Source organism: Nocardiopsis aegyptia (assembly GCF_013410755.1).
GTDB lineage: Bacteria > Actinomycetota > Actinomycetes > Streptosporangiales > Streptosporangiaceae > Nocardiopsis > Nocardiopsis aegyptia.
Genome location: NZ_JACCFS010000001.1, coordinates 3,735,716 through 3,755,558, shown reverse-complemented (window position 1 = coordinate 3,755,558; position 19,843 = coordinate 3,735,716). Strand labels below are relative to the sequence as shown.

The window sequence follows — 19,843 nt, the reverse complement described above, 5'->3', positions numbered from 1 at the left end:
CGGCCAAGGAAACGGGACAACGCCATGACGACGGACTGGGCACAGGAGCGCATCCTGGTCTTCGCCCCCCACCCCGACGACGAGACCCTCGGCTGCGGCGGTCTGCTCAGCAAGGCCAAACGGGCCGGGGCCGAGGTCCTCGTCCAGTTCATCACCGTGGGCGACACCGCGGACGAGTCGGCCAAGGGCTACTCCACCGCCGAGGAGCGCTACGCCGAGATCAAGAAGGTGTCCGACCACTTCCGCTGGGACGACTGGAACATGGCGCTGCCCGGCGACCACTTCCACCTGCGCCTGGACACCGTCGCCCAGGTGGACCTCACCCAGATCATCGAGCGCGAGAGCCCCATCTCGATCGCGCGCGCGCAACCCACGGTCGTGCTGGCGCCGCACGGCTCCAGCTACAACCAGGACCACCGGGCGGTGGCGCGGGCCGTGCACACCGCGCTGCGCCCGTCCAACACCGCCGTGCGCCACCACCCGCGGCTCGTCCTGTCCTACGAGGAGGCCGCCGACCAGTGGCGGACCGACCCGGTGGCGTCGCCGTCGCTCATCGTCGAGCTGGAGGAGGACGACCTCGACGCCAAGGTCGAGGGCATGGGGCTGTACGGCTCGCAGGCGCACGAGCACCCGCACACCCGGTCCGAGCCGACCCTGCGCAGCCTCGCCGTACTGCGGGGGATGCAGGCCGGCGTCGCCCTGGGAGAGGGATTCCACGTCGCGCGCTGTCTGGCCTGAGCCGCGCGGACCGGTGTCGTGCCCGGAACCCGCCCCCCGAGCCACCGCACTCCCCCACCCGTCCCATCACGAACTTTCTCCCCCTGAGTACAGCACCACACAGCGCCCATATGGAGGGGACACCATGAAGGCCGTCATCACCGGCGGAGCCGGTTTCATCGGGTCGCACCTGTGCGACCACCTCGTCGCCCAAGGGCACGAAGTCATCGTCCTGGACGACCTGTCGACCGGGTCCCGGGCGAACGTGGCGCACCTGGAGGCCCACCCCGGCTTCCGCTTCGTCCACGGCGACATCCTGGACAGGGACCTGGTCGACGACCTCGTCGCGCAGGCCGACACCGTCTACCACCTCGCGGCGGCGGTGGGCGTCCACACCATCGTGGACAACCCGCTCAAGTCGCTGCGGACCAACCTGCACGGCACGGAGAACGTGGTGGAGGCCGCGGTCGCGCACGGCGTGCCGTACATGGTCGCCTCGACCAGCGAGGTCTACGGCAAGAACGACGCCGACGGCCTGACCGAGGACTCCGACCGGATCTACGGCTCGCCGACCAAGAGCCGGTGGTCGTACGCGGCGGCCAAGGGCCTGGACGAGCTCGTGGCCTACGTGCACGGCACCGAGTCCGGCGTGCCATGCGTCATCACCCGCTTCTTCAACATCGTCGGACCGCGCCAGACCGGGCGCTACGGCATGGTCGTGCCCCGGTTCGTGGACCAGGCCCTGAAGGGCCGGCCGATCACCGTCTACGGGACCGGGACGCAGCGCCGCTGCTTCGGCTCGGTGCACGACATCATCCCGGCGCTGCCCCGGCTGATGGCGACGCCGGAGGCGTACAACCGCGCGGTCAACCTGGGAGGGCACGAGGAGGTCTCCATCAAGGGCCTGGCCGACCGGGTCGTGGCGCTCACCGGCTCCGCCAGCCCGATCACCTACGTCGACTACGAGCAGGCCTACGGCGAGGGCTACGAGGACATGCAGCGGCGCTACCCGGACACCTCGCTGGCGGCGCGGCTGATCGACTACCGCCCCACGCGCGGCCTCGACGCCATCATCGGCTCGATCGTGGACCACCGGAGCGCCCCGGTCCCGCAGCCCGTCTAGTCGCCGACCCGCGACCCCCGCGGCGCCCGCCGCCCGGGAGGTCGTCACCGCCGCCCGCCGCGCCCGTCACCGCACGGCCGCCGCGCCCGGAGCCAGGGCCAGGGCCGCCCGCGCGCCCGCCATGAGGGCATCGGAGGGGGAGGGCCGGGCACCCGCTCCGCCGTGTGAGCACTCCGCGGCGGCGCCCGGCGGGGGATCAGACGGCGAGGACCGTCCCCACGACGAGGACGACGCTCAGGACGAAGACCGTCGCGCTCACCGTGACCATGGCCCACGGTGTCGCCACGTTCAGCGGCGGACGGCCCGACTCGGGGTCGCGCGTGCCGTGGCCGCACCGCCGCCAGCGGAGCTGGACGTGGAGGGCGAGCAGTCCGGCCATGATGATCGACATCGCCATCATGGTGGCCCGGATGGGCATCGAGGGCTCGGGTATGTGGGTCGTTTCGGGCACGAGCGAGCCGCGCATGAACAGCAACCCCACCAGCACCATCAGGATCAGCGTGCGCTGCCAGGACATCAGGGTGCGCTCGGGCTGGAGCCCCGGGTCCCGGTCGACGGGCCCGCTCACAGCAGGTTCCCCAGCAGGATCAGCACCACGATCGCGGCCACGGCCAGAGTGGTCACCACCGGCAGCAGGCTCATGCGCAGGGTGTCGCCGCGGCTCATGATCCGCTGGACGCGGAACCAGCGCAGCGGCGCGTAGATCGTGATGACGCCCGCGAGTCCGGCCAGGACCAGGCCGACCGCGGTACGGGACCCGTCGGCCCATTCGAGGGGGAGCAGGTGCAGGACGGCGACGGCTCCGGCGAGGAGGGCCAGGGCCGTGCGGACCCAGGCCAGGAAGGTGCGTTCATTGGCCAGGGTGAACCGGTAGTCGACGCCGTCGCCGCTGTCGGGGGTGTCGGAAGCCATCCGTTCCCCCCTACGCCGTCGCTTTCGGGCTTTCGGCCCACGCGGTGCCGGTCACTGACCACAATGAACTCGTGCCCCTCGTCACGACACTAGTCTCACATGCCTCTTCCTCCCAAACAGGTCGACACCACGTGCGAGGTAGGAAATCGCCAAGTCGCACCGGCCCGCGGGCCCGCGGCGGGGCATGTGGAACAAATGAGCGGGCACGACCGCTGTAGCACTGACAGAGATGGCAGTTGGCCACCGGTCGACACCAGACGACGAAGAGATTCAGGAGACCACGTGCCCACCGTCGAACTCACCAAGGACAACTTCGCCGAGACGCTGAAGGACAACGACTTCGTCCTCATCGACTTCTGGGCGGACTGGTGCGGGCCCTGCCGTCAGTTCGCTCCCGTCTTCGAGAAGTCCGCGGAGCAGCACACCGACATCGTGCACGCCAAGGTGGACACGGAGGCGCAGCGCGAGCTCGCCTTCGAGTTCAAGATCCAGTCCATCCCGACGCTGATGATCGTGCGCGACCGCACCGTCATCTACAACGAGCCGGGCGCCCTGCCCTCCGAGGCCCTGGAGAGCCTGATCACCCAGGCCAAGGAGCTGGACATGGACGAGGTGCGCAGCAAGCTCGCCGAGCAGGGGGACGAGGCCAAGGAGCAGAGCTAGGGACACGACCTGGCTCCTGGGCCGTGCGCGACGGACGAGTCCGCCACGGCCGCCCGGGCCGCGGCCGCCCGAGCCGCGACCGAACGCCCCGGTGGGCGCACACGTGCTTCCACCGGGGCGCCGTCGTGTCCGGGGCCGGGCATGCCCTCACCAGTGGCGGGAGCGCGCCCGCCCGGGGCCGGGGCCGCGTGGCCGGGTCCGGACGGGGACCTGACGGCCGGGAACCGTTCTGCTTCACTTGGGCGCATGCCTTCCCCTCCCCCGGGCCACGGAGCCTCCCACGGCCCTCGCCACCCGCACCGGCCTCCTCAGCCTCCGCCCCGGGGCCCCCTGCCGCCAGAGGGTCACCAAGGCCCCCAGGGCGGCTACACGACCCAGAGCCCGGCCGCGCCCCAGGGGCCGCCTCCGCCGCCCGCGTGGATCGACATGGGCCAGGGCCGGCGCACGCTCTGGGGCTGCGGAGCGGTCCTGCCGATCCTCGCGCTCGTGTGCGCGCTGGGCATCGTCGGCAGCGGGGAGTTCAGCGCCGACGGTGAGGCCTTCGGGATGCTGGTGGTCCTCCTCGTCGCCGCCCTCGGGCTCAGCGCCCTGCTCCTGCGGCACATGCCGCGCGTCCTGGCCGAGCAGGGCGTCTCGGTGGACGCGACCGGGGTGGGGCTGGTCCAGCGCCCCAAGTGGTGGTTCAGGGGACGCTCCCTGACCCTGCCGTGGCACGAGATCGTGAGCGTGACCGCCAGGGCGGTCGGCGACCGGTCCGAGTCCGGGCCCTCGCCCACGAGCGTCTCCTTCCACCTCCGGCACGCGCCGCCCAAGGACATGACGCCGACGTGGGCCGTCCATGTCGACGCGGCGACGCAGCACGTCCACGCCACCGTCGCCAGCCCCCACCCGCAGATCACGGTCATCCCGGACGCGAGCCGGCGGGAGGGCCTGGTCGGCGCGGTGGGGGGCCACCGCCCCGATCTGCTCAGCGGGCAGGTGCAGGTCGCCCCCGTCGGCGCTCCCGTGCGAGGCCGCGGTGCAGGCGGGCCCTACGGCCCGGCGGGCGCGGCCGGGCCGTCCCGGGTCGGCGCCGAGGGCACCGTGAGCATGCGCGGATGGCGGATCTTCCAGTGGATCCTCTACCTCATCGTCGTCGGCAGCGGCCTCCTGCCCTTCACGGTCGTCGCCTACCAGGTACTGCGCCCGGAGGTCCTCCGCGGCGAGCTCTCGGCCGCCGGACTCCTGCCCCTCGCCCCCGCGCTCGTCCCGATCCTGATCGGCGCCGTGGCCCTTCCGGTCCTCATCGTCTACCTGCCGCAGTACTGGGCGAAGCAGGGAGTGACGATCGACCGCTTCGGGATCAGCGTGGTCACCGAACCCCTGTGGTGGTCGGGCGGCCACCGGGCCCACGTCCCCTGGGCGGACGTCCACCACATCGCCGTGGGCAGCCGGGGCAGCGGACGGTCCCACCGGGTCATGGCCGAGGTGCACCTGCACCACGTCGACCGCGAACTGCGCCTGCCCATGTGGGCCGCCCTGGCGATGGGCGGCGAGTCCACGTGGGGCGTGACCGCGACCCGGCCCGTCCTCCTGATCGACCCGCGGTCCCAGGGCCCGGCCGCGGACCTGCTGTCCATGCTGCGGGCCGCGCGCGGGGACCTGTTCGAGGACGCCCGCCCCGAGCGCAACCGGCCCCAGGGCGCCGCGCCGGGCACACCGCCCGCGCGGTACGCGGGTCAGGCGTACCGCGTCCCCCTCACCCCGTACTGGAGGAGTCTGCGCGCCCGCCGGGGCTGGATCTGGGCCCTGGGCTTCGGCGCCTGCGCCTACATGCTGTCGGCGATCGCCTTCATGGGCGCGATGGAGGTGGAGCGCAACCTGGAGCGGCAGGAGTACGGGGCCTTCTTCCCGCCCTGTTCTGGCTCGTCGTGGTCGGCCTCCTCCTGGTCTGGTCGGTCCGCGCGGCACCGCGCTGCCTCACCCACCAGGGTGTGGCCGTGGACGAGGCCGGCATCACGCTGACGCAGGACCCGATGCTGTGGTTCGAGGGCCGGACGGCGTTCCTGCCCTGGCACGACGTCTACCTGGTCCGGCCGGAGAAGGTACGGTCCGGCAAGAGCACCGACCACGTCGTCCGGGTCTTCCTGAACCGGCCCGACCTGCTCAACCACGTGCCGACCTGGTGCCGGCTCGATCCGCGGGAGATGGGCGTCGCCCCGGCGAGCGCCCTCCAGCCGCTCACGATGGTGACGATCAAACCCGGCACCCGGCCGCAGGGCGACCTGGTGCGGGCCTTCGGACGGACCCGGCCCGACCTGATGCCCGCGGTTTGAGCCCCGTCACGAGGGGGGCGTGCCGGGTCGCCCGGACACGCCCCCACCATGGGACGTTCCGCCTCCGTCACCTGGGTACATGACGAAACCAGGACGAATCACGCGTGTGGCACATCCGAGTTCACCGCCCACGTTCATCCGGGCCACGAGGTTCGTTCACCTCCCCTTCATTCGGGCATATTTGCATGGGTTCGACCGCGCTCCGCGGGTGACGCCCATCGGCGACCGCACCAGCACCGTCCGACCCGGAAGTGGCCCCATGTCTGTCAGCAACACCGCCTCTCCCCGCGACACCGCGTCCGGCCGTGGCACCGCCCCCGACACGATCCGCTACAACCGCGAGGTGCCGGGTCTGGACAACCCCGTCTTCGACATCTCCGACCTGTCGATCTACTACGGCGACAACAAGGCCGTGCGCGACGTCGAGATGAAGGTCGGCCCGCGCCAGATCACCGCGATGATCGGCCCGTCCGGCTGCGGGAAGAGCACCGTTCTGCGCACGCTCAACCGGATGAACGACCTCATTCCCGGCGCCCGGATCGAGGGCAAGGTCCAGTACCACGGCGAGGACCTCTACGCCGCCGAGGTGGACCCGATCGAGGTCCGCCGCCGGATCGGCATGGTCTTCCAGAAGCCGAACCCCTTCCCCAAGTCCATCTACGACAACATCGCCTACGGCCCGCGCATCAACGGGATGCGCGGCAACATGGACGACCTGGTCGAGGAGACGCTCACCAAGGCCGCCCTGTGGGACGAGGTCAAGGACAAGCTCAAGGACAGCGCGTTCGCCCTCTCCGGCGGCCAGCAGCAGCGCCTGTGCATCGCCCGCACGATCGCGGTGAACCCCGAGGTGATCCTGATGGACGAGCCGTGCTCCGCGCTCGACCCCATCGCGACCCTCAAGATCGAGGACCTGATGTACGAGCTCGCCGACGAGTTCACCATCGTCATCGTCACCCACAACATGCAGCAGGCGGCGCGCGTGTCCGACCGGACCGCGTTCTTCACCGCGGGTGTGGACGACGCCGGCGCCCGCTACGGCAGCCTGGTGGAGTTCGACGAGACGGCGACGATCTTCAGCAAGCCGGCCGACCAGCGCACGGAGGACTACATCTCGGGCCGCTTCGGCTGAGCCGTTCGTCGGACTCCCCCTCCCGCCCTCTCGACGAAGTGGACCGCCATGCCAGCGCTCACCTCCTCCGCCTCCGTCCCGCAGCCCGCAGGCTCACCGGACGGCGAGGAGCGGATGGAGCGGGCGCCGCGCGTGGAGCGCGCCGACGGTCCGCTCCGTGTCCTCCTGGTGGAGCCCGAGTCGGAGCAGTCACACCAGCTGGTGCTGTCACTGAGCGGCCACGACGTGGACATCACCGTGTGCGTGGACGGCGCCGAGGCACTGCTGCGGGTGGGCCAGCTGAGACCGGACACGCTCGTCACCAGCGCGGCCCCGCCCGAGGTGGACCTGGAGACGCTGGTACGGGTGACACGGCGGGCCACCGACATCCCGATCCTCATCGGGGTGGGCCCCGGCGACTCCCAGCGCGCGGTCCGCGCGCTGGCCGTCGGCGCCACGGCCTGCGTGAGCCGCCCGTACCGGATTCCCGAGCTCGCGGCGCTGCTGCGCGGTTCGCTGCCCGGCGGCGACGGCCACCACACCGAGGGCGGTGGTGGAACGCCGCTCGCACTGCGCTCCGGGGCGCTGGAGCTCGACGCGCTGGGACACCGGCTGTTCGTGGACGGCTCGCCGGTCAACCTCGCCCTGCGGGAGTTCGGGATCATGGACTTCCTGCTCCGCAACAACGGGCGGGTGGTGAGCCGGGAGGAGTTGTGGACCGAGGTCTGGCACAAGCCGCTGCCTCCGGTGAACAACACGATCGCGGTGCACATCCGGCGCCTGCGGCACAAACTCGGTGATTCCGAGGCACAACCGCGGTTCATCCACACGGTGCGCGGTATCGGTTACCGGTTGGACACCGGAAACGGCGGCTGACCTCATGCGGGGGTCCATGAATTGATGTCCAGGGTCGCACGGCGAGTGCCGTGTGGCCCATTGTTCATGTTGGCGTCATTATTTCCGGAATGCCCACGGCATGGTGAACTGATCGCGAATCGACAATGTCACCGGGGTCGCGGAAACCCGACCCCTGACGGGCTTACACAGTGTCACAGCCACACATCATGACGAAGAGTGACGACCGACTACTCAAACGACACACGCCCACGTTATCAAATGGTTACCGCGATTCACCCTCCATTCACCCCGCTTCCACTGATTCGCCTTCATTTCGATGACACCGCGACTTTCTGCGCGCATACCGTCGTTTCACGTCAGCCCGACAGTGGTGATTCAACGAGGAGAACTTCGACATGCGCAACGGGCGTTCCAAGCTCGCCGTTCTGGCGGCCATCCCCCTGCTCGCGGCGGCGTGCAGCAGCGGCGGCGGCGACGCCGGCACCGACGAGGCCTCCGGTGACCTCTCCGGCACCCTGACCGGCGCCGGCGCCAGCTTCCCCGACCCCCTCTTCCAGGACTGGATCTACACCTACAACGAAGTCCAGCCGGGCGTCGAGGTCAACTACCAGAGCGTCGGCTCCGGTGCCGGCGTCGAGCAGTTCCTCGAGGAGACGGTCGACTTCGGTTCCTCCGAAGAGCCCCTGACCGAGGAGGAGCTGCAGACCGCGCTCGACACCCGTGGCTGCGAGGCCGTGCAGTTCCCGGTCGTGTTCGGCTCCGTGGTCGTCGCCTTCGACAACCCCGACCTGGACGGCCTGGTCCTGGACGCCGAGGCCGTGGCCGGCATCTTCGCCGGCCGGATCACCTCCTTCGACGACCCGGCGATCGCCGACCTCAACCCCGACATGGACCTGCCCGACGACGAGATCGTCCCGGTGCACCGCTCGGACGGCTCGGGCACCACCAAGGTCTTCACGCACTACCTGTCCACCGAGGTCGACTGGTGGGCCGAGGAGTTCGGCGCGGACAAGGAGATCCAGTGGGCTGACGGCCTGGTCGGCGGCCAGCAGAACGACGGCGTGGCCCAGGGCATCACCCAGAACCCGGGCGGCGTGGGCTACGTCAACCAGTCCTTCGCGATGGAGGCCGGCCTGTCCACCGCCTCGATCGTCAACGAGGACGGCAACCCGATCGAGCCGACCCTGGAGGCCACCACCATCGCCTCCGAGGAGGCCGAGATCCCGGAGAACTTCCAGTTCACCATCGACAACATCGGCGGTGAGGGCTACCCGATCGCGGGCAGCAACTTCATCTTCACCTACACCTGTGGCTACGACTCCGCCACGGCCGACATGATCACCGACTTCTGGACCTGGGCGATGACCGACGAGGCCGCCGACGACCTGGCCCTGGAGCTCGGCTACGCCCCGCTGGGCGACAGCCTCAAGGAGCGCGTGCTCGAGACCGTCGAGCTGACCAACGCCGAGAGCGGCGGCCTCCCGGGCGACCCGGGTTCCGCGGCCGAGGGCGACGCCGGAGCCGAGGACGAGGAGGCCGAGGGCGACGCCGCCGAGGCCACCGACGCCGAGGCCACGGACGCCGAGGCGACCGACTCCGAGGAGTAACACCTCCGGGCGGTCGGGCCGACACGCGGCCCGACCGCCTCCCTTCCGCCGCCCCGGAGTGACGGGGCGGCACTGGTCTGCACTCCCCCCGAAGCCACAGAGGAGAAGCCCATGTCCACCGAGGCCCCCGAGACGCCTCCAGCACGTGAGGACTCACGGCGGGGGACGCTGACGTCCAGCAGAGGACGTCTGGCCGACCCGATCTTCAAGTGGGTCGTCACCGCCTGCGGCACCCTCGTACTGGTCATTCTCGCCCTGATGGTGCTCCGGACCGTCTCCGAGGCCTGGCCGGTCTTCGTCAAGGAGGGCTTCTTCGGCTTCCTGATCGGTGACGAGTGGGACGCGGGCAGCTCGCGTGACGAGATCACCGGCACCTACGGGGCCTGGCCGTTCATCTACGGCACCCTGGTCACGGCCGTCATCGCCCTCGCCATCGCGCTGCCGCTGGCGATCATGGTCGCCGTGTACCTCACCCACCTGGCGCCGCGCCGCCTGGCCAAGCCGCTCTCCTACACGGTGGAGCTGCTCGCCGCGGTGCCCAGCGTCATCTTCGGCCTCTGGGGCCTGCACTGGTTCCTGCCGAACGTGCTCCGCCCCTTCTTCGAGTTCCTCGAAGGCACACTGGGCTGGTTCTTCCTGTTCGAGGGCCCGGTCCGCGGCGTCGGCTACCTGCCCGCCGGGATCGTCCTGGCCATCATGATCCTGCCGATCATGACCGCGATCATCCGCGAGGTGGTCGCCGTCCAGCCCCTCGAACAGCAGATGGCCGCCTACGCCCTGGGCTCCACCCGGTGGGAGGTCGTCTCGAAGGTGGTCCTGCCCTCCAGCTTCTCCGGGATCGTGGCCGCCACCATGCTGGGGCTGGGCCGCGCGCTGGGCGAGACCATCGCCGTGCTGATGCTGATCGGCGGTTCCCAGTCCTGGGGCGCCAGCCTGTTCGGCACGGGCAGCAGCATGGCCTCGCACATCGCCGCGACCTTCGGCGAGGCCTCCCCGGAGGGCCGGACCGGGCTGATGGCGATCGGTGTCGCCCTGTTCCTGGTCACGATGATCGTCAACATCCTCGCCCGGGTGATCGTGTGGCGCCTGGGTCAGCACACGGGAGACGCCGCCGTATGAGCACCACGACCACCACTCCTCCGACGCCGTCCGCCCCCTCCGGACACACGCCGCTCAGCGTGCGCAGCCGGGGCGCCGGCACGCGCCGCGCCAAGGACCGCGTGGCCTCGGTCGTCCTGACCGCCGCCATGGTCCTCGCGATGATCCCGCTGGTCCTCATCATCTTCGAGGTGACCCGGCGCGGCATCGGAGTCGTCGACCTGGACTTCCTCACGCAGAGGGAGCCCCCGCCCCGCCGTGAGGGCGGCGGCTACGCGGCCGGCTTCGTCGGCACGCTCTACATCATGGCGCTGGCCGTCCTGATGTCGATCCCGTTCGGCATCGCCACGGCCGTGTACATCGTGGAGTACGGGCCGAACCGGCTGACCGCGGTGATCCGCTTCTTCACCGACGTCATGACGGGCATCCCGTCGATCTTCGTGGGTCTGTTCGTCTACGGCCTGCTCGTGGTCGGCTGGGGCGGCCTGGGCTTCGGTACCTTCGTCGGCGCCGTGGCGATCGCCGTGATGATGCTGCCGATCGTGACCAGGTCGGCGGAGGAGATGCTCCGCCTCGTCCCGCAGGAGATCCGCAACGCCAGCTACGGCCTGGGGGCCCGCAAGTGGCAGACGATCGTGCACACGGTGCTGCCCGCCGCCGGTCCCGGCCTGGCCACCGGTTCGATGCTCGCGGTCGCGCGCGGTATCGGTGAGACGGCGCCGCTGATGCTCACCGCGTTCGGTTCGGGCCTCATCGTGACCGCGTTCCAGGGCAGCGCCCAGGGCGCCGTGCCCCTGCAGCTGTACCGGGGCGCGTCCCAGCCGTTCGAGGCCGGGATCGACCGCGCCTGGGGCGCGGCACTGTGCTTGTTCGCCCTGGTGCTGCTGTTCACCGTGGTCGCCCGCTGGATCGGTTCCCGGGGAGCCGCGCGCACCAGCTGACCGCCCGCTCCGACCGCACGGGGCCGTGGGCCGGGACTTCCCGGCGCGCGGCCCCGTCGCCGTCCCCGGTCCTGTCTTCCGTGCCCGGAGCCTTCGCCGATAGCCTGGCGCGATCCGAGCCCTCGAACCCCTGGAAAGTGTGGCCCCCATGACGGAGACCTCCCAGTACGCCGCCACGTTCTCCCTCGTCGACGCCGACGGCGACGGGCGCATCTCGGCCAGTGAGCTGGCCGAGCTCATCCGCAGGCTCGGGGACGAGTGCACCGAGGAGCGGGCCGCGGAGGTCGTCGCGGCGATGGACGGCGACCACGACGACCTGATCTCGCTGGCGGAGTTCGCCGACTACATGTCCCGGAACCAGGTCTGACCGGACCTCACCTCCGCCACCGCCAGGCGAGCTCCTCCCCGGTCGGCGGCGGCCCGGGGAGGGCGCCCTGGCCGTCGTCCCCCCGGTCCGCGCCATCGCCGCCGTCGCCGTGGTCGTCCTGGCGGTCGCCACCGGCCGGGCCGCGCTCGGCACCGTCGCCGCGTGCCGCGGTGTCCATGCCCCGCACGAGCAGCGCCAGATGGCGCCTGCGCAGCTGCCGCGTGCGCCCGGCGTCGGGCAGCCGGATGGCGGCGCACCCCTCCAGGACGAGCGTGAGGTCGTCGGGGACGACGTCTGCGCGCAGCCGCCCGCACTCCCACGCCCGCTCCACGAGCCGGGCGCCCAGTTCCGCCGCTCTGAGCGAGTCCTCGTACATCTCCTCGGTCGGGGTGAACGACCCGGCCAGGTGGACGGTGAGCGAGTGCACGTCGGCGTCCACCACCCGGCCCAGGAACGCGGTGAGCGCCCGCCAGGGATCCGGGTCGGCCAGCGCCTCCTCGGCCTCGCCGACGAAGCGGAGCAGGCCGTCGTGGCAGAGCCTGCGCAGGAGTTCCTCCTTGCCCGCGTAGCGCCGGTAGAGGGCGCTCATCCCGACGCCCGCGCGGGCGGCCACGGCCGAGACCGGCGCCTTGGGATCGTCGATGAAGACCGCGCGGGCCGCCTCCAGGATCGTCTCGTCGTTGCGTGCCGCCTGGCCCCGGCGCCCGGAGAGCCCGGCGCCGGCGGAATCCTCGTTCTTCTTCGCCATGCTCCGACCCTAACACTGGAACGGATCATTCCGTTCTGCTACAGTGAAGGGGAACGAAGCATTCCGTTCCAGGAAGGGAACAGCCATGGGCACCCACGAGATCCTCCCCGCCCGCATCGACATCCCGCAGGCCCGGCTGGACGACCTCGCCGACCGCCTGCGCCGTACCCGCCGCCCCGACGCGCTGCCGGACGCCGGAGCCGACTACGGCGTGCCCGAGGACCGTGTCGAGCGCCTGCGCGCCCACTGGCTGGAGAAGTTCGACTGGCGCGCCCTGGAGGCGCGGCTGAACACCTACCCGCAGTTCACGACGGAGATCGACGGCGCGAACATCCACTTCCTGCACGTGCGGTCCTCGCGGGAGGACGCCACGCCGCTGGTCGTCACGCACGGCTGGCCCGGTTCCGTGCTGGAGTACCTGGACGCGATCGACGCCCTGACCGAGCCGGAGTCGCCCGAGGACCCGGCCTTCCACGTGGTGCTGCCCTCGATGCCCGGCTTCGGCTTCTCCGGCCCCACCCGCGACCGGGGCTGGGACACCGTGCGCACGGCGCGTGCGTGGGTGGAGCTGATGGCGCGCCTGGGTTACGACTCCTACGGCGCGATGGGCAACGACGGCGGCTCGATGGTCTCGCCGGAGGTGGGCCGGCTCGCGCCCGACCACGTGGTCGGGGTGCACGTCACCCAGCTGTTCTCGTTCCCCTCGGGCGACCCGGCCGAGTTCGCGAACCTGACCGAGGAGGACCAGGCGGCCCTCGCGCACCTGCAGTGGTTCTACGAGAACAAGTTCTCCTTCAACCAGGTGCACAGCCAGCAGCCGCTGACCCTGGCCTACGCGCTGGCGGACTCCCCCGCCGGACTGCTGGCGTGGAACAGCCAGCTGATGGACGACGACCTGGACGACGAGTTCGTGGTCGCCAACGCGGCGGTGTACTGGCTGACCGGGACGGCGGCGTCCTCGATCCGCTTCTACTACGAGAACGCCCACGCCGAGCCGGGTGACACCGGGCCGACGACCGTCCCGACGGCGCTGGCGATGTTCGAGGGCGACTTCCGGTCCATCCGCGCCTTCGCCGAGCGCGACCACGGGAACATCGTCCGCTGGAACTCCTACGGGGAGGGCGGCCACTACGCCGCCCACTCCGCCACCGACACCCTCGTCCGCGACGTTCGCCAGTTCTACGGCGAGCTGTAGGGACACGCGAAGCGGGGCCGTGCGGGCGCTTCGCCGCACGGCCCCAGTAGCCTGGTCCCCGACCACGCCCCGCACACCTGAGACGTAGGCAGATGCCCGACACCACCGAGTACGAAGCGACCTTCGCGTTCGTCGACGCCGACAGCGACGGCCTCATCTCCGCGCAGGAGTACGCCGACCTCATGCACCGTCTGGGCGACACGTGCACCGAGGCCCAGGCACTGGCCGCGATCGAGGCCATGGACCAGGACGGCGACGGCCTGGTCACCCTGGACGAGTTCATCGGGTACATGTCCGACCACGAGGCCTGACCCCTCGCGGACCCGCCCTAGGGCGTGTTCGGTGGATACTCACCCTGCTGCGGGTCGCCCCAGCGGCACTCTCGCGGCGTTCTCATCAGTCGACAGCCAGACCAGGCTGACTCCTTCTTCGGCCTTGCGATAGCACCACTGGATGCGCCGCTCGCAACGGGCGGCACCCACCGAACACGCCCTAGGACCGCGGTGCGCTCGCGAGGTAGACCGTGTCCGGTACGCCCCGGGCGACGGGGACCTCGATCACGCGCACGGACGCGAACCGGGCGGTGAGCGCCGCCTCGAAGCTGGGCACCGCGTTGGCGCTCCAGAAGGACAGCAGCCCGCCGGGGGTGAGCAGGCGGGCCAACCGGTCGAGTCCGGCGGCCTCGTAGAGCCGGCCGTTGCCCTCGATCACGGTCCAGTCGGGACCGTTGTCGGTGTCCAGGCAGATGAGGTCGTAGCGGGCGGGGTCCGCCGCGGCGGCGGCCCTCTCCAGCCACGCGACGATGTCGGCGTTGTGGACCCGGCACCGGGGGTCACGGTGGACGTACTCGGCCGCCTCGCCCAGTTCGCCGTCGTGCCAGGCGATCACCTGGGGTTCCAGCTCCACCACGTCCACGCGCGCGACCCGGGGGTGGTCCAGCGCCTCACGGGCGGTGAAGCCGACGCCGAGCCCGCCCACCAGGACGCTCGCCCGCGATCGGCCGGCGGGCAGGGCCGCCAGGCCGACCCGCACCATCTCCCGCTCGGAGGTGCCGTCGCGGGTGTCCATGAGGAACAGGCCGTTGGAGTAGATCTCGTAGTGCGCGCCCACGCGCTTGAGAACCAGGTCACCGCCGGTCTCCCCCGTGACCCGGGCCAGGGTGGCGGTCTCGCCCTCGGGGGCCGTGTACCGCGCGTCGAGCGCGGTGTCTCGCTGCTCCATCCCCACATTGTGCCCGTCCGCGGCCGCTCCGCGGGCCTGCTGCGCGCGGCACCGCCATTACCGGCGAGTAGGTTGAGTCGACCGTCACACGAGGAGGACCCGATGTTCCGTTCGATTCCCGTCCCGGCCCCGGTCCGCACGGCCGCTCCACTCGCCCTCGGCGGGCTCTTCCTGGGAGCGGGCCTGCTGCACTTCCTGGCACCGAAGCCGTTCGAGGCGATCATGCCGCGGGCGCTGCCCGCCCCACGCGCCTGGGTCTACGGCAGCGGCGCGGTCGAACTGGCCTGCGGCGCCGGCCTGCTCACCCGACGGCGGTGGGCCGGCCCCGCGAGCGCGGCACTGTTGCTGGCCGTCTGGCCGGCCAACGTCCAGATGGCCCTCGACGCGGGATCGGGGCGCCTGCCGTCGGCGGCCGACCACCCCGTGGTCGCCTGGGGCCGGGTGCCGCTCCAGATCCCGCTGATCTGGGCCGCGCTCCAGTCGCGCCCCTCCAAGGGCGAGGAATAGAGCCGCGGTCGCCGACACTGTGACCCACCACACATCCGGAGCCATGGCCCAACTTTACCTTCCGGAAGGTAAAGTTGGGCCATGGCACGCAGCACGAGGACACGGATCCTGGACGGCGCACTCGACCTGCTCCGGGCCGAAGGGGGCGGGAGCGTCACCCTGGACGCCGCCGCCAGGCAGGCGGGGCTGACCAAGCCCGGGCTGATGTACCACTTCCCGACCAAGGAGGCCCTGAAGCTCGGCATCGTCGACCACGTCGCCGCCCGGTGGGAGGAGATGCTGCTCGACCGCCTGGGCGGACCGCTCGAAGGCACCTCGCCGCACCAGCGCACGCGCGCCTACGTGGAGGTCGCGCTGACCGCCCCGTTCGACCGCGCCGACTACGCGGTCTGCACCGACGCGCTGTACCGCGACGCCTTCCACCAGATGTGGGAGCGCCGCTTCGAGCCCTGGCTGCTCCTGCCCGACGACCTGCCGGCCCGGGACCGCGCCAGGCTCACCGCCGCGCGACTCCTGGCGGACGGCTACTGGACGGCCGCCGCCACCGACGTCTTCCCCGTCCTGGAACGCGACCGCGCGGAGCTGGTCGCGATCACCGACGACCTGCTGAGAGACGAGAGCCCATGAAGCAGTGGCTGTCCCTGCTGGCCGCGATCCTCCTGGAGGTCACCGCGACCCTCTCCCTGCGCGCCGCGCTCGACCACCCCGCCTGGTTCGCCGTGGTCGCCCTCGGCTACCTCGGCGCGTTCGTCGCGCTCTCCCACGTCCTGCGCCTGGGGATGGGCGTCGGCGTCGCCTACGGCGTGTGGGCCGCGACCGGCGTCGCTCTCACCGCCGTCCTGGCCACGTTCCTCTTCGGCGACCCCCTGACCGCGTCCATGGGCCTGGGCATCGCCCTGGTCATCGGCGGCGTGCTGTGCGTGGAACTCGGCTCCCAGGCCGCGCACGCCGCCGCGCCCGAGCAGGAAGGGACGAACGCATGACCTGGCTCTTCATCTCCGGGGCGGTGATCACCGAGGTCGGCGGCACGCTGTCGCTGCGGATGGCCTCCCAGGAGAACGCGAACAAGTGGTGGTTCGCGGCCGTGGCCGCCGGCTACCTGGCCGCGTTCGGCATGCTCACCCTGGCCCTGGCCGGCGGCATGACGGTCGGCGTCGCCTACGGGATCTGGGCCGCCTCGGGCGTCGCGCTCACGGCGCTCGCCTCCCGCGTGCTCTTCGACGAGCCCCTCACCAAGGTCATGGTGCTGGGCATCGGCCTGATCATCGCCGGCGTCCTGCTCATCGAGCTGGGTTCGGGACACTGACCGCGTCTTGACACGCCGTCGGGCCCCGCGCGGCGCGCGGGGCCCGACGGCGGCGGGTGCGCCCGGCCGTCAGAGGCGGCAGGCGTAGATGTCGGTGACCAGGATGGCGCGGGCCCCGAGCTCCCAGAGGTCGTCCATGATGCGCTGGGCGTCCTTGCGCGGCACCATCGACCGGACCGCGACCCAGCCCTCGCGGTGCAGCGGCGAGACCGTCGGCCCCTCCATGCCCGGGGTGAGGTCGACCGCCGCCTCCAGGCGCTCGGCGTGCACGTCGTAGTCCATCATCACGTAGTCGCGGGCGACCAGGACGCCGCGCAGCCGCCGCAGCAGCTGCTCGATCTTGGGGTCGTCCCCGGCGTCGCTGGGGCGGATCACGACGGCCTCGGAGACCAGGATCGGTTCGCCGAAGGTGTCCATGCCCGCCTGGCGCAGGGTGGTGCCGGTGGACACGACGTCGGCGACCGCGTCGGCCACGCCGAGCTGCACCGAGCTCTCCACGGCGCCGTCCAGGTGGATGACCCGCGCGTCGACGCCCCTCTCCTGCAGGTAGGAGCGCAGGAGTCCGTCGAAGGACGTCGCGATGCGCTTGCCGTTGAGGTCGGAGACCTTCATGTCCGCGCCGCCCGGCGCGGCGAAGCGGAACGTGGACCCGCCGAAGCCGAGGGCGAGGACCTCGTCGACCGGCGCGCCGGAGTCCAGCAGCATGTCGCGGCCGGTGATCCCGGCCTGGAGGATGCCCTCGCCGACGTAGACGGCGATGTCCTTGGGGCGCAGGAAGAAGAACTCGGTCTCGTTGTCGGGGTCGATCATGACGAGGTCGCGGCTGCTCTTGCGCTGCCGGTACCCGGCCTCGCGCAGCATCTCGACCGCGGGTTCGGAGAGCTGGCCCTTGTTGGGCACGGCGATTCTCAACAGGTCGGACATAGGGGTGGCCTTCCTTCGTGGTCTCTGCGGTTCGGGGACGTCCGGTGGGCCGGCCCGCGCCGGTGGTGGCGCGGCGGCCTAGAGATGCTTGTAGACGTCCTCGAGGCGCAGGCCGCGGGCCAGCATCAGGACCTGGAGGTGGTAGAGGAGCTGCGAGATCTCTTCGGCCGCGTTCTCGTCCGACTCGTACTCGGCGGCCATCCAGACCTCTGCGGCCTCCTCGACGACCTTCTTGCCGATGGCATGGACGCCGGCGTCGAGTTGGGCGACGGTCCCGGACCCCTCGGGGCGGGAGCGCGCCTTCTCGGACAGCTCGGCGAACAGCTCTTCGAAGGTCTTCATGGTGTCTTTCCTCGACCGACAGTGCGCTACCAGGGTAGGCGCTGCGCGGAGCCGGCGCCGCACCCGGGGACGGATGTCTCACCATGTGGGAGGGGTGGTCAGGCCATCCGCCGGGCGAGGACCCTGACCAGGCTGCGGGGCAGCACCTTGAGCAGGCCGTCCGCCGTCTTGTACTGCCCGCCCGGAACCACCTGGGAGCGGCCCGCGGACCACGCCCGCAGGGTCTCGCGCACGATCTGCTCCTTGGGAACGAACGCGAACTCCGGCAGTCCCTGCTCCTGCACCCGGCGCGTCATGTCCGTGCGCACGAACCCGGGCAGGACCACGGTGACGTGGACGCCCTTCCGCCGGACCTCGGCGGCCACGCTCTCGCTCCACAGGGTGACGAACTTCTTACCGCCGCCGTAGACCGATCCGCCGGGGTTGGCCGCGGGCTCCCCGGCCAGCGACGACACGTTGACCACGCCCAGCCGCGCGGTCTCACCCGCTTCGCGCCGGGCGATCTGGACCGGCAGGACGGCGCGGGCCAGCTGAAGGACGGCGCGCACGTTGAGGTCGATCATGGCGTCGATGTCCTCGGGGTCCTGCTCGGCGAAGGCGCCGCCGTCCCCGCGCCCGGCGTTGTTGACGAGCAGGTCGATGGGCGCGGCCCCGTCCGTGCCGTCCCGCCGCAGGCGCGCGGCGACCGCGTCGACCCCCTCGCGCGTACCGAGGTCGGCGGACAGCGTCTCCACGTCGGTGCCGTAGCGCTCACCGATCTCCCCGGCCAGCGCGTGCAGGGCGTCCTCGCGCCGCGCGACCACCACCAGGCCGTAGCCGCGCTGGGCCAGGCGGCGGGCGAACTCCTCACCGATCCCGCTGGAGGCACCGGTGACCAGCGCGGTCCTGGGGGCGGAGGAGTCCTGCGAGGAGTCCTGCGGGGTGCTCTGCGCTGCGCTCATGGGCCAAGCGTAGGCCGTACCGGCCGACTGGCCCGTGGGGACCGCGCCGACCCGGCCCCGCGCACGCGCCGTGGCGCGTCGCACACCGCCCCCGACCTGGGCACGGGGCACGACCAGGGAAGGAAACGCCGCGGTGACTCCCCCTGGCGGCCGCCACGCGCTAGCGTGCCTGTATGTCCGAGACCCAGAGCCCCGCCGGACCGTTTTCCGCCCTCAGACTCGACGAGCGCCTGCGTGACACCAGGTTGTTCTTCAGCCAGGCGCTGCGGACCTTCCACGCGACCGGTTCCATCGTGCCGAGCAGCCGGGCGCTGGCCGACGCGCTGGCCGAGTTCGTCCGCGAGCGCCCCGACCCCGCACAGCCACTGCGCATCCTGGAGGCCGGCGCCGGAACCGGCGCGATCAGCCGCGGGATCGCCGCCGCCATGATCCCGGGCGACAGCGTCGACCTGGTCGAGGCCAATCCCGAGTTCGCCGCCCACCTGGAGGGGCTGCTCACCACCGATCCCGAGCTGTCGCGGATCGCCGACAGCGCCCGGGTCCACGCCAAGCTCGTCAACGAGATGGGCCCGGACCGCCGCTACGACGCGATCGTCTCCGGGCTGCCCTTCGCCAACTTCACCGCCGACGAGGTCAGGGAGATCCTCGACTACTACTTCGAGGTCCTCGAACCCGGCGGCACCCTGTCCTTCTACGGCTACCTGTACACCAAGGAGGTCAAGGCGGTCATCGCCCGGCGCGAGGACTACCTCCGCCAGGCGCGGACCAGTTGGGTGGTCCAGGACTGGATCGACCGCTACGGCATCCGCACCGACACGGTGTTCGCCAACCTCCCGCCCGCGTGGGTGCACCACCTGCGCAAGCCGGTCTGACCCTCGGGGCCCGCCCCGCGGCGGGTCCCGCCTACTCCGGCCCGGCCCCAGGAGCCCGACCGCGCTCCCGAAGGC

25 protein-coding genes are annotated in these 19,843 nt (G+C 71.4%); 18 read left to right on the top strand and 7 right to left on the bottom strand.

Annotated elements, in window-relative coordinates:
• Window positions 1-24: 24 nt before the first annotated feature.
• Entirely contained in the window at window positions 25-738 is a 714-nt protein-coding gene (locus tag HNR10_RS16925) for a PIG-L deacetylase family protein (protein ID WP_179824702.1), read from the top strand.
• Between the two features lie 124 nt (window positions 739-862).
• Complete coding sequence (locus HNR10_RS16920) at window positions 863-1,840, top strand: NAD-dependent epimerase/dehydratase family protein (protein ID WP_179824701.1); 978 nt, start codon at window positions 863-865, stop codon at window positions 1,838-1,840.
• 196 nt (window positions 1,841-2,036) lie between these two features.
• Here the strand turns inward: HNR10_RS16920 and HNR10_RS16915 are convergent, their stop codons facing one another.
• Both HNR10_RS16915 and HNR10_RS16910 read right to left on the bottom strand, forming a co-directional pair.
• The gene (locus HNR10_RS16915; protein ID WP_179824699.1) at window positions 2,037-2,408 is read right to left on the bottom strand and encodes a DUF202 domain-containing protein; all 372 of its coding nucleotides are present in this window, start codon (window positions 2,406-2,408) and stop codon (window positions 2,037-2,039) included.
• Entirely contained in the window at window positions 2,405-2,752 is a 348-nt protein-coding gene (locus HNR10_RS16910; RefSeq protein WP_179824697.1) for a YidH family protein, read from the bottom strand. The genes HNR10_RS16915 and HNR10_RS16910 overlap by 4 nt, the downstream gene beginning before the upstream one ends.
• A gap of 282 nt (window positions 2,753-3,034) precedes the next feature.
• Here HNR10_RS16910 and trxA point away from each other — a divergent pair, with 282 nt between their 5' ends.
• The 9 genes from trxA to HNR10_RS16865 all read left to right on the top strand — a co-directional run bounded on the left by trxA (window position 3,035) and on the right by HNR10_RS16865 (window position 11,712).
• Window positions 3,035-3,415, top strand: a complete 381-nt coding sequence (gene trxA, locus HNR10_RS16905) for a thioredoxin (RefSeq protein WP_179824695.1) — start codon at window positions 3,035-3,037, stop codon at window positions 3,413-3,415.
• A gap of 426 nt (window positions 3,416-3,841) precedes the next feature.
• Window positions 3,842-5,419, top strand: a complete 1,578-nt coding sequence (locus HNR10_RS16900; RefSeq protein WP_179824693.1) for a hypothetical protein — start codon at window positions 3,842-3,844, stop codon at window positions 5,417-5,419.
• The gene (locus tag HNR10_RS16895) at window positions 5,395-5,730 is read left to right on the top strand and encodes a hypothetical protein (protein ID WP_179824691.1); all 336 of its coding nucleotides are present in this window, start codon (window positions 5,395-5,397) and stop codon (window positions 5,728-5,730) included. Before HNR10_RS16900 ends, HNR10_RS16895 begins: the two co-directional genes overlap by 25 nt.
• A 259-nt stretch (window positions 5,731-5,989) precedes the next feature.
• Window positions 5,990-6,862 (top strand): phosphate ABC transporter ATP-binding protein PstB, encoded by an 873-nt coding sequence (gene pstB / locus HNR10_RS16890; RefSeq protein WP_179824689.1) that lies wholly within the window; start codon window positions 5,990-5,992, stop codon window positions 6,860-6,862.
• A gap of 48 nt (window positions 6,863-6,910) precedes the next feature.
• Window positions 6,911-7,717: a response regulator transcription factor gene (locus HNR10_RS16885; RefSeq protein ID WP_179824687.1), complete on the top strand. Its 807-nt coding sequence runs from the start codon at window positions 6,911-6,913 to the stop codon at window positions 7,715-7,717.
• Between the two features lie 377 nt (window positions 7,718-8,094).
• Window positions 8,095-9,306: a phosphate ABC transporter substrate-binding protein PstS gene (pstS, locus tag HNR10_RS16880; RefSeq protein WP_179824685.1), complete on the top strand. Its 1,212-nt coding sequence runs from the start codon at window positions 8,095-8,097 to the stop codon at window positions 9,304-9,306.
• A 111-nt stretch (window positions 9,307-9,417) separates the two neighbouring features.
• Window positions 9,418-10,425: a phosphate ABC transporter permease subunit PstC gene (gene pstC, locus HNR10_RS16875; RefSeq protein ID WP_179824677.1), complete on the top strand. Its 1,008-nt coding sequence runs from the start codon at window positions 9,418-9,420 to the stop codon at window positions 10,423-10,425.
• A complete protein-coding gene (gene pstA / locus HNR10_RS16870) occupies window positions 10,422-11,345 on the top strand; it encodes a phosphate ABC transporter permease PstA (RefSeq protein WP_179824675.1) in 924 nt (307 codons plus the stop codon). Before pstC ends, pstA begins: the two co-directional genes overlap by 4 nt.
• A gap of 148 nt (window positions 11,346-11,493) precedes the next feature.
• Window positions 11,494-11,712 (top strand): EF-hand domain-containing protein, encoded by a 219-nt coding sequence (locus HNR10_RS16865; RefSeq protein ID WP_179824673.1) that lies wholly within the window; start codon window positions 11,494-11,496, stop codon window positions 11,710-11,712.
• A gap of 7 nt (window positions 11,713-11,719) precedes the next feature.
• Here HNR10_RS16865 and HNR10_RS16860 read toward each other — a convergent pair whose 3' ends face one another.
• On the bottom strand, window positions 11,720-12,460 hold the full coding sequence (locus HNR10_RS16860; RefSeq protein WP_179824670.1) for a TetR/AcrR family transcriptional regulator: 741 nt from the start codon (window positions 12,458-12,460) through the stop codon (window positions 11,720-11,722).
• Window positions 12,461-12,545: 85 nt separating this feature from the next.
• Between HNR10_RS16860 and HNR10_RS16855 the strand changes: the two genes are divergently transcribed.
• Both HNR10_RS16855 and HNR10_RS16850 read left to right on the top strand, forming a co-directional pair.
• Window positions 12,546-13,655, top strand: coding sequence for an epoxide hydrolase family protein (locus HNR10_RS16855; protein ID WP_179824668.1), 1,110 nt, complete (start codon window positions 12,546-12,548; stop codon window positions 13,653-13,655).
• Between the two features lie 92 nt (window positions 13,656-13,747).
• A complete protein-coding gene (locus tag HNR10_RS16850; protein WP_179824666.1) occupies window positions 13,748-13,966 on the top strand; it encodes an EF-hand domain-containing protein in 219 nt (72 codons plus the stop codon).
• Between the two features lie 181 nt (window positions 13,967-14,147).
• Here HNR10_RS16850 and HNR10_RS16845 read toward each other — a convergent pair whose 3' ends face one another.
• Complete coding sequence (locus HNR10_RS16845) at window positions 14,148-14,876, bottom strand: spermine/spermidine synthase domain-containing protein (protein WP_179824664.1); 729 nt, start codon at window positions 14,874-14,876, stop codon at window positions 14,148-14,150.
• Between the two features lie 102 nt (window positions 14,877-14,978).
• Between HNR10_RS16845 and HNR10_RS16840 the strand changes: the two genes are divergently transcribed.
• The 4 genes from HNR10_RS16840 to HNR10_RS16825 all read left to right on the top strand — a co-directional run bounded on the left by HNR10_RS16840 (window position 14,979) and on the right by HNR10_RS16825 (window position 16,689).
• Window positions 14,979-15,383: a DoxX family protein gene (locus HNR10_RS16840; protein WP_179824663.1), complete on the top strand. Its 405-nt coding sequence runs from the start codon at window positions 14,979-14,981 to the stop codon at window positions 15,381-15,383.
• An 81-nt stretch (window positions 15,384-15,464) separates the two neighbouring features.
• On the top strand, window positions 15,465-16,010 hold the full coding sequence (locus HNR10_RS16835) for a TetR/AcrR family transcriptional regulator (protein ID WP_179824662.1): 546 nt from the start codon (window positions 15,465-15,467) through the stop codon (window positions 16,008-16,010).
• A complete protein-coding gene (locus HNR10_RS16830) occupies window positions 16,007-16,366 on the top strand; it encodes a DMT family transporter (protein ID WP_179824661.1) in 360 nt (119 codons plus the stop codon). The genes HNR10_RS16835 and HNR10_RS16830 overlap by 4 nt, the downstream gene beginning before the upstream one ends.
• On the top strand, window positions 16,363-16,689 hold the full coding sequence (locus HNR10_RS16825) for a DMT family transporter (RefSeq protein WP_179824660.1): 327 nt from the start codon (window positions 16,363-16,365) through the stop codon (window positions 16,687-16,689). The genes HNR10_RS16830 and HNR10_RS16825 overlap by 4 nt, the downstream gene beginning before the upstream one ends.
• A 69-nt stretch (window positions 16,690-16,758) precedes the next feature.
• Here HNR10_RS16825 and hisG read toward each other — a convergent pair whose 3' ends face one another.
• The 3 genes from hisG to HNR10_RS16810 form a co-directional block, all read right to left on the bottom strand.
• On the bottom strand, window positions 16,759-17,613 hold the full coding sequence (gene hisG / locus HNR10_RS16820) for an ATP phosphoribosyltransferase (RefSeq protein WP_179824659.1): 855 nt from the start codon (window positions 17,611-17,613) through the stop codon (window positions 16,759-16,761).
• A 78-nt stretch (window positions 17,614-17,691) separates the two neighbouring features.
• Window positions 17,692-17,955 (bottom strand): phosphoribosyl-ATP diphosphatase, encoded by a 264-nt coding sequence (locus tag HNR10_RS16815; protein WP_053619263.1) that lies wholly within the window; start codon window positions 17,953-17,955, stop codon window positions 17,692-17,694.
• A 98-nt stretch (window positions 17,956-18,053) separates the two neighbouring features.
• Window positions 18,054-18,896, bottom strand: a complete 843-nt coding sequence (locus tag HNR10_RS16810; protein WP_179824658.1) for an SDR family NAD(P)-dependent oxidoreductase — start codon at window positions 18,894-18,896, stop codon at window positions 18,054-18,056.
• 173 nt (window positions 18,897-19,069) lie between these two features.
• Here HNR10_RS16810 and HNR10_RS16805 point away from each other — a divergent pair, with 173 nt between their 5' ends.
• Window positions 19,070-19,768: a class I SAM-dependent methyltransferase gene (locus HNR10_RS16805; RefSeq protein ID WP_179824657.1), complete on the top strand. Its 699-nt coding sequence runs from the start codon at window positions 19,070-19,072 to the stop codon at window positions 19,766-19,768.
• Window positions 19,769-19,843: the final 75 nt, after the last annotated feature.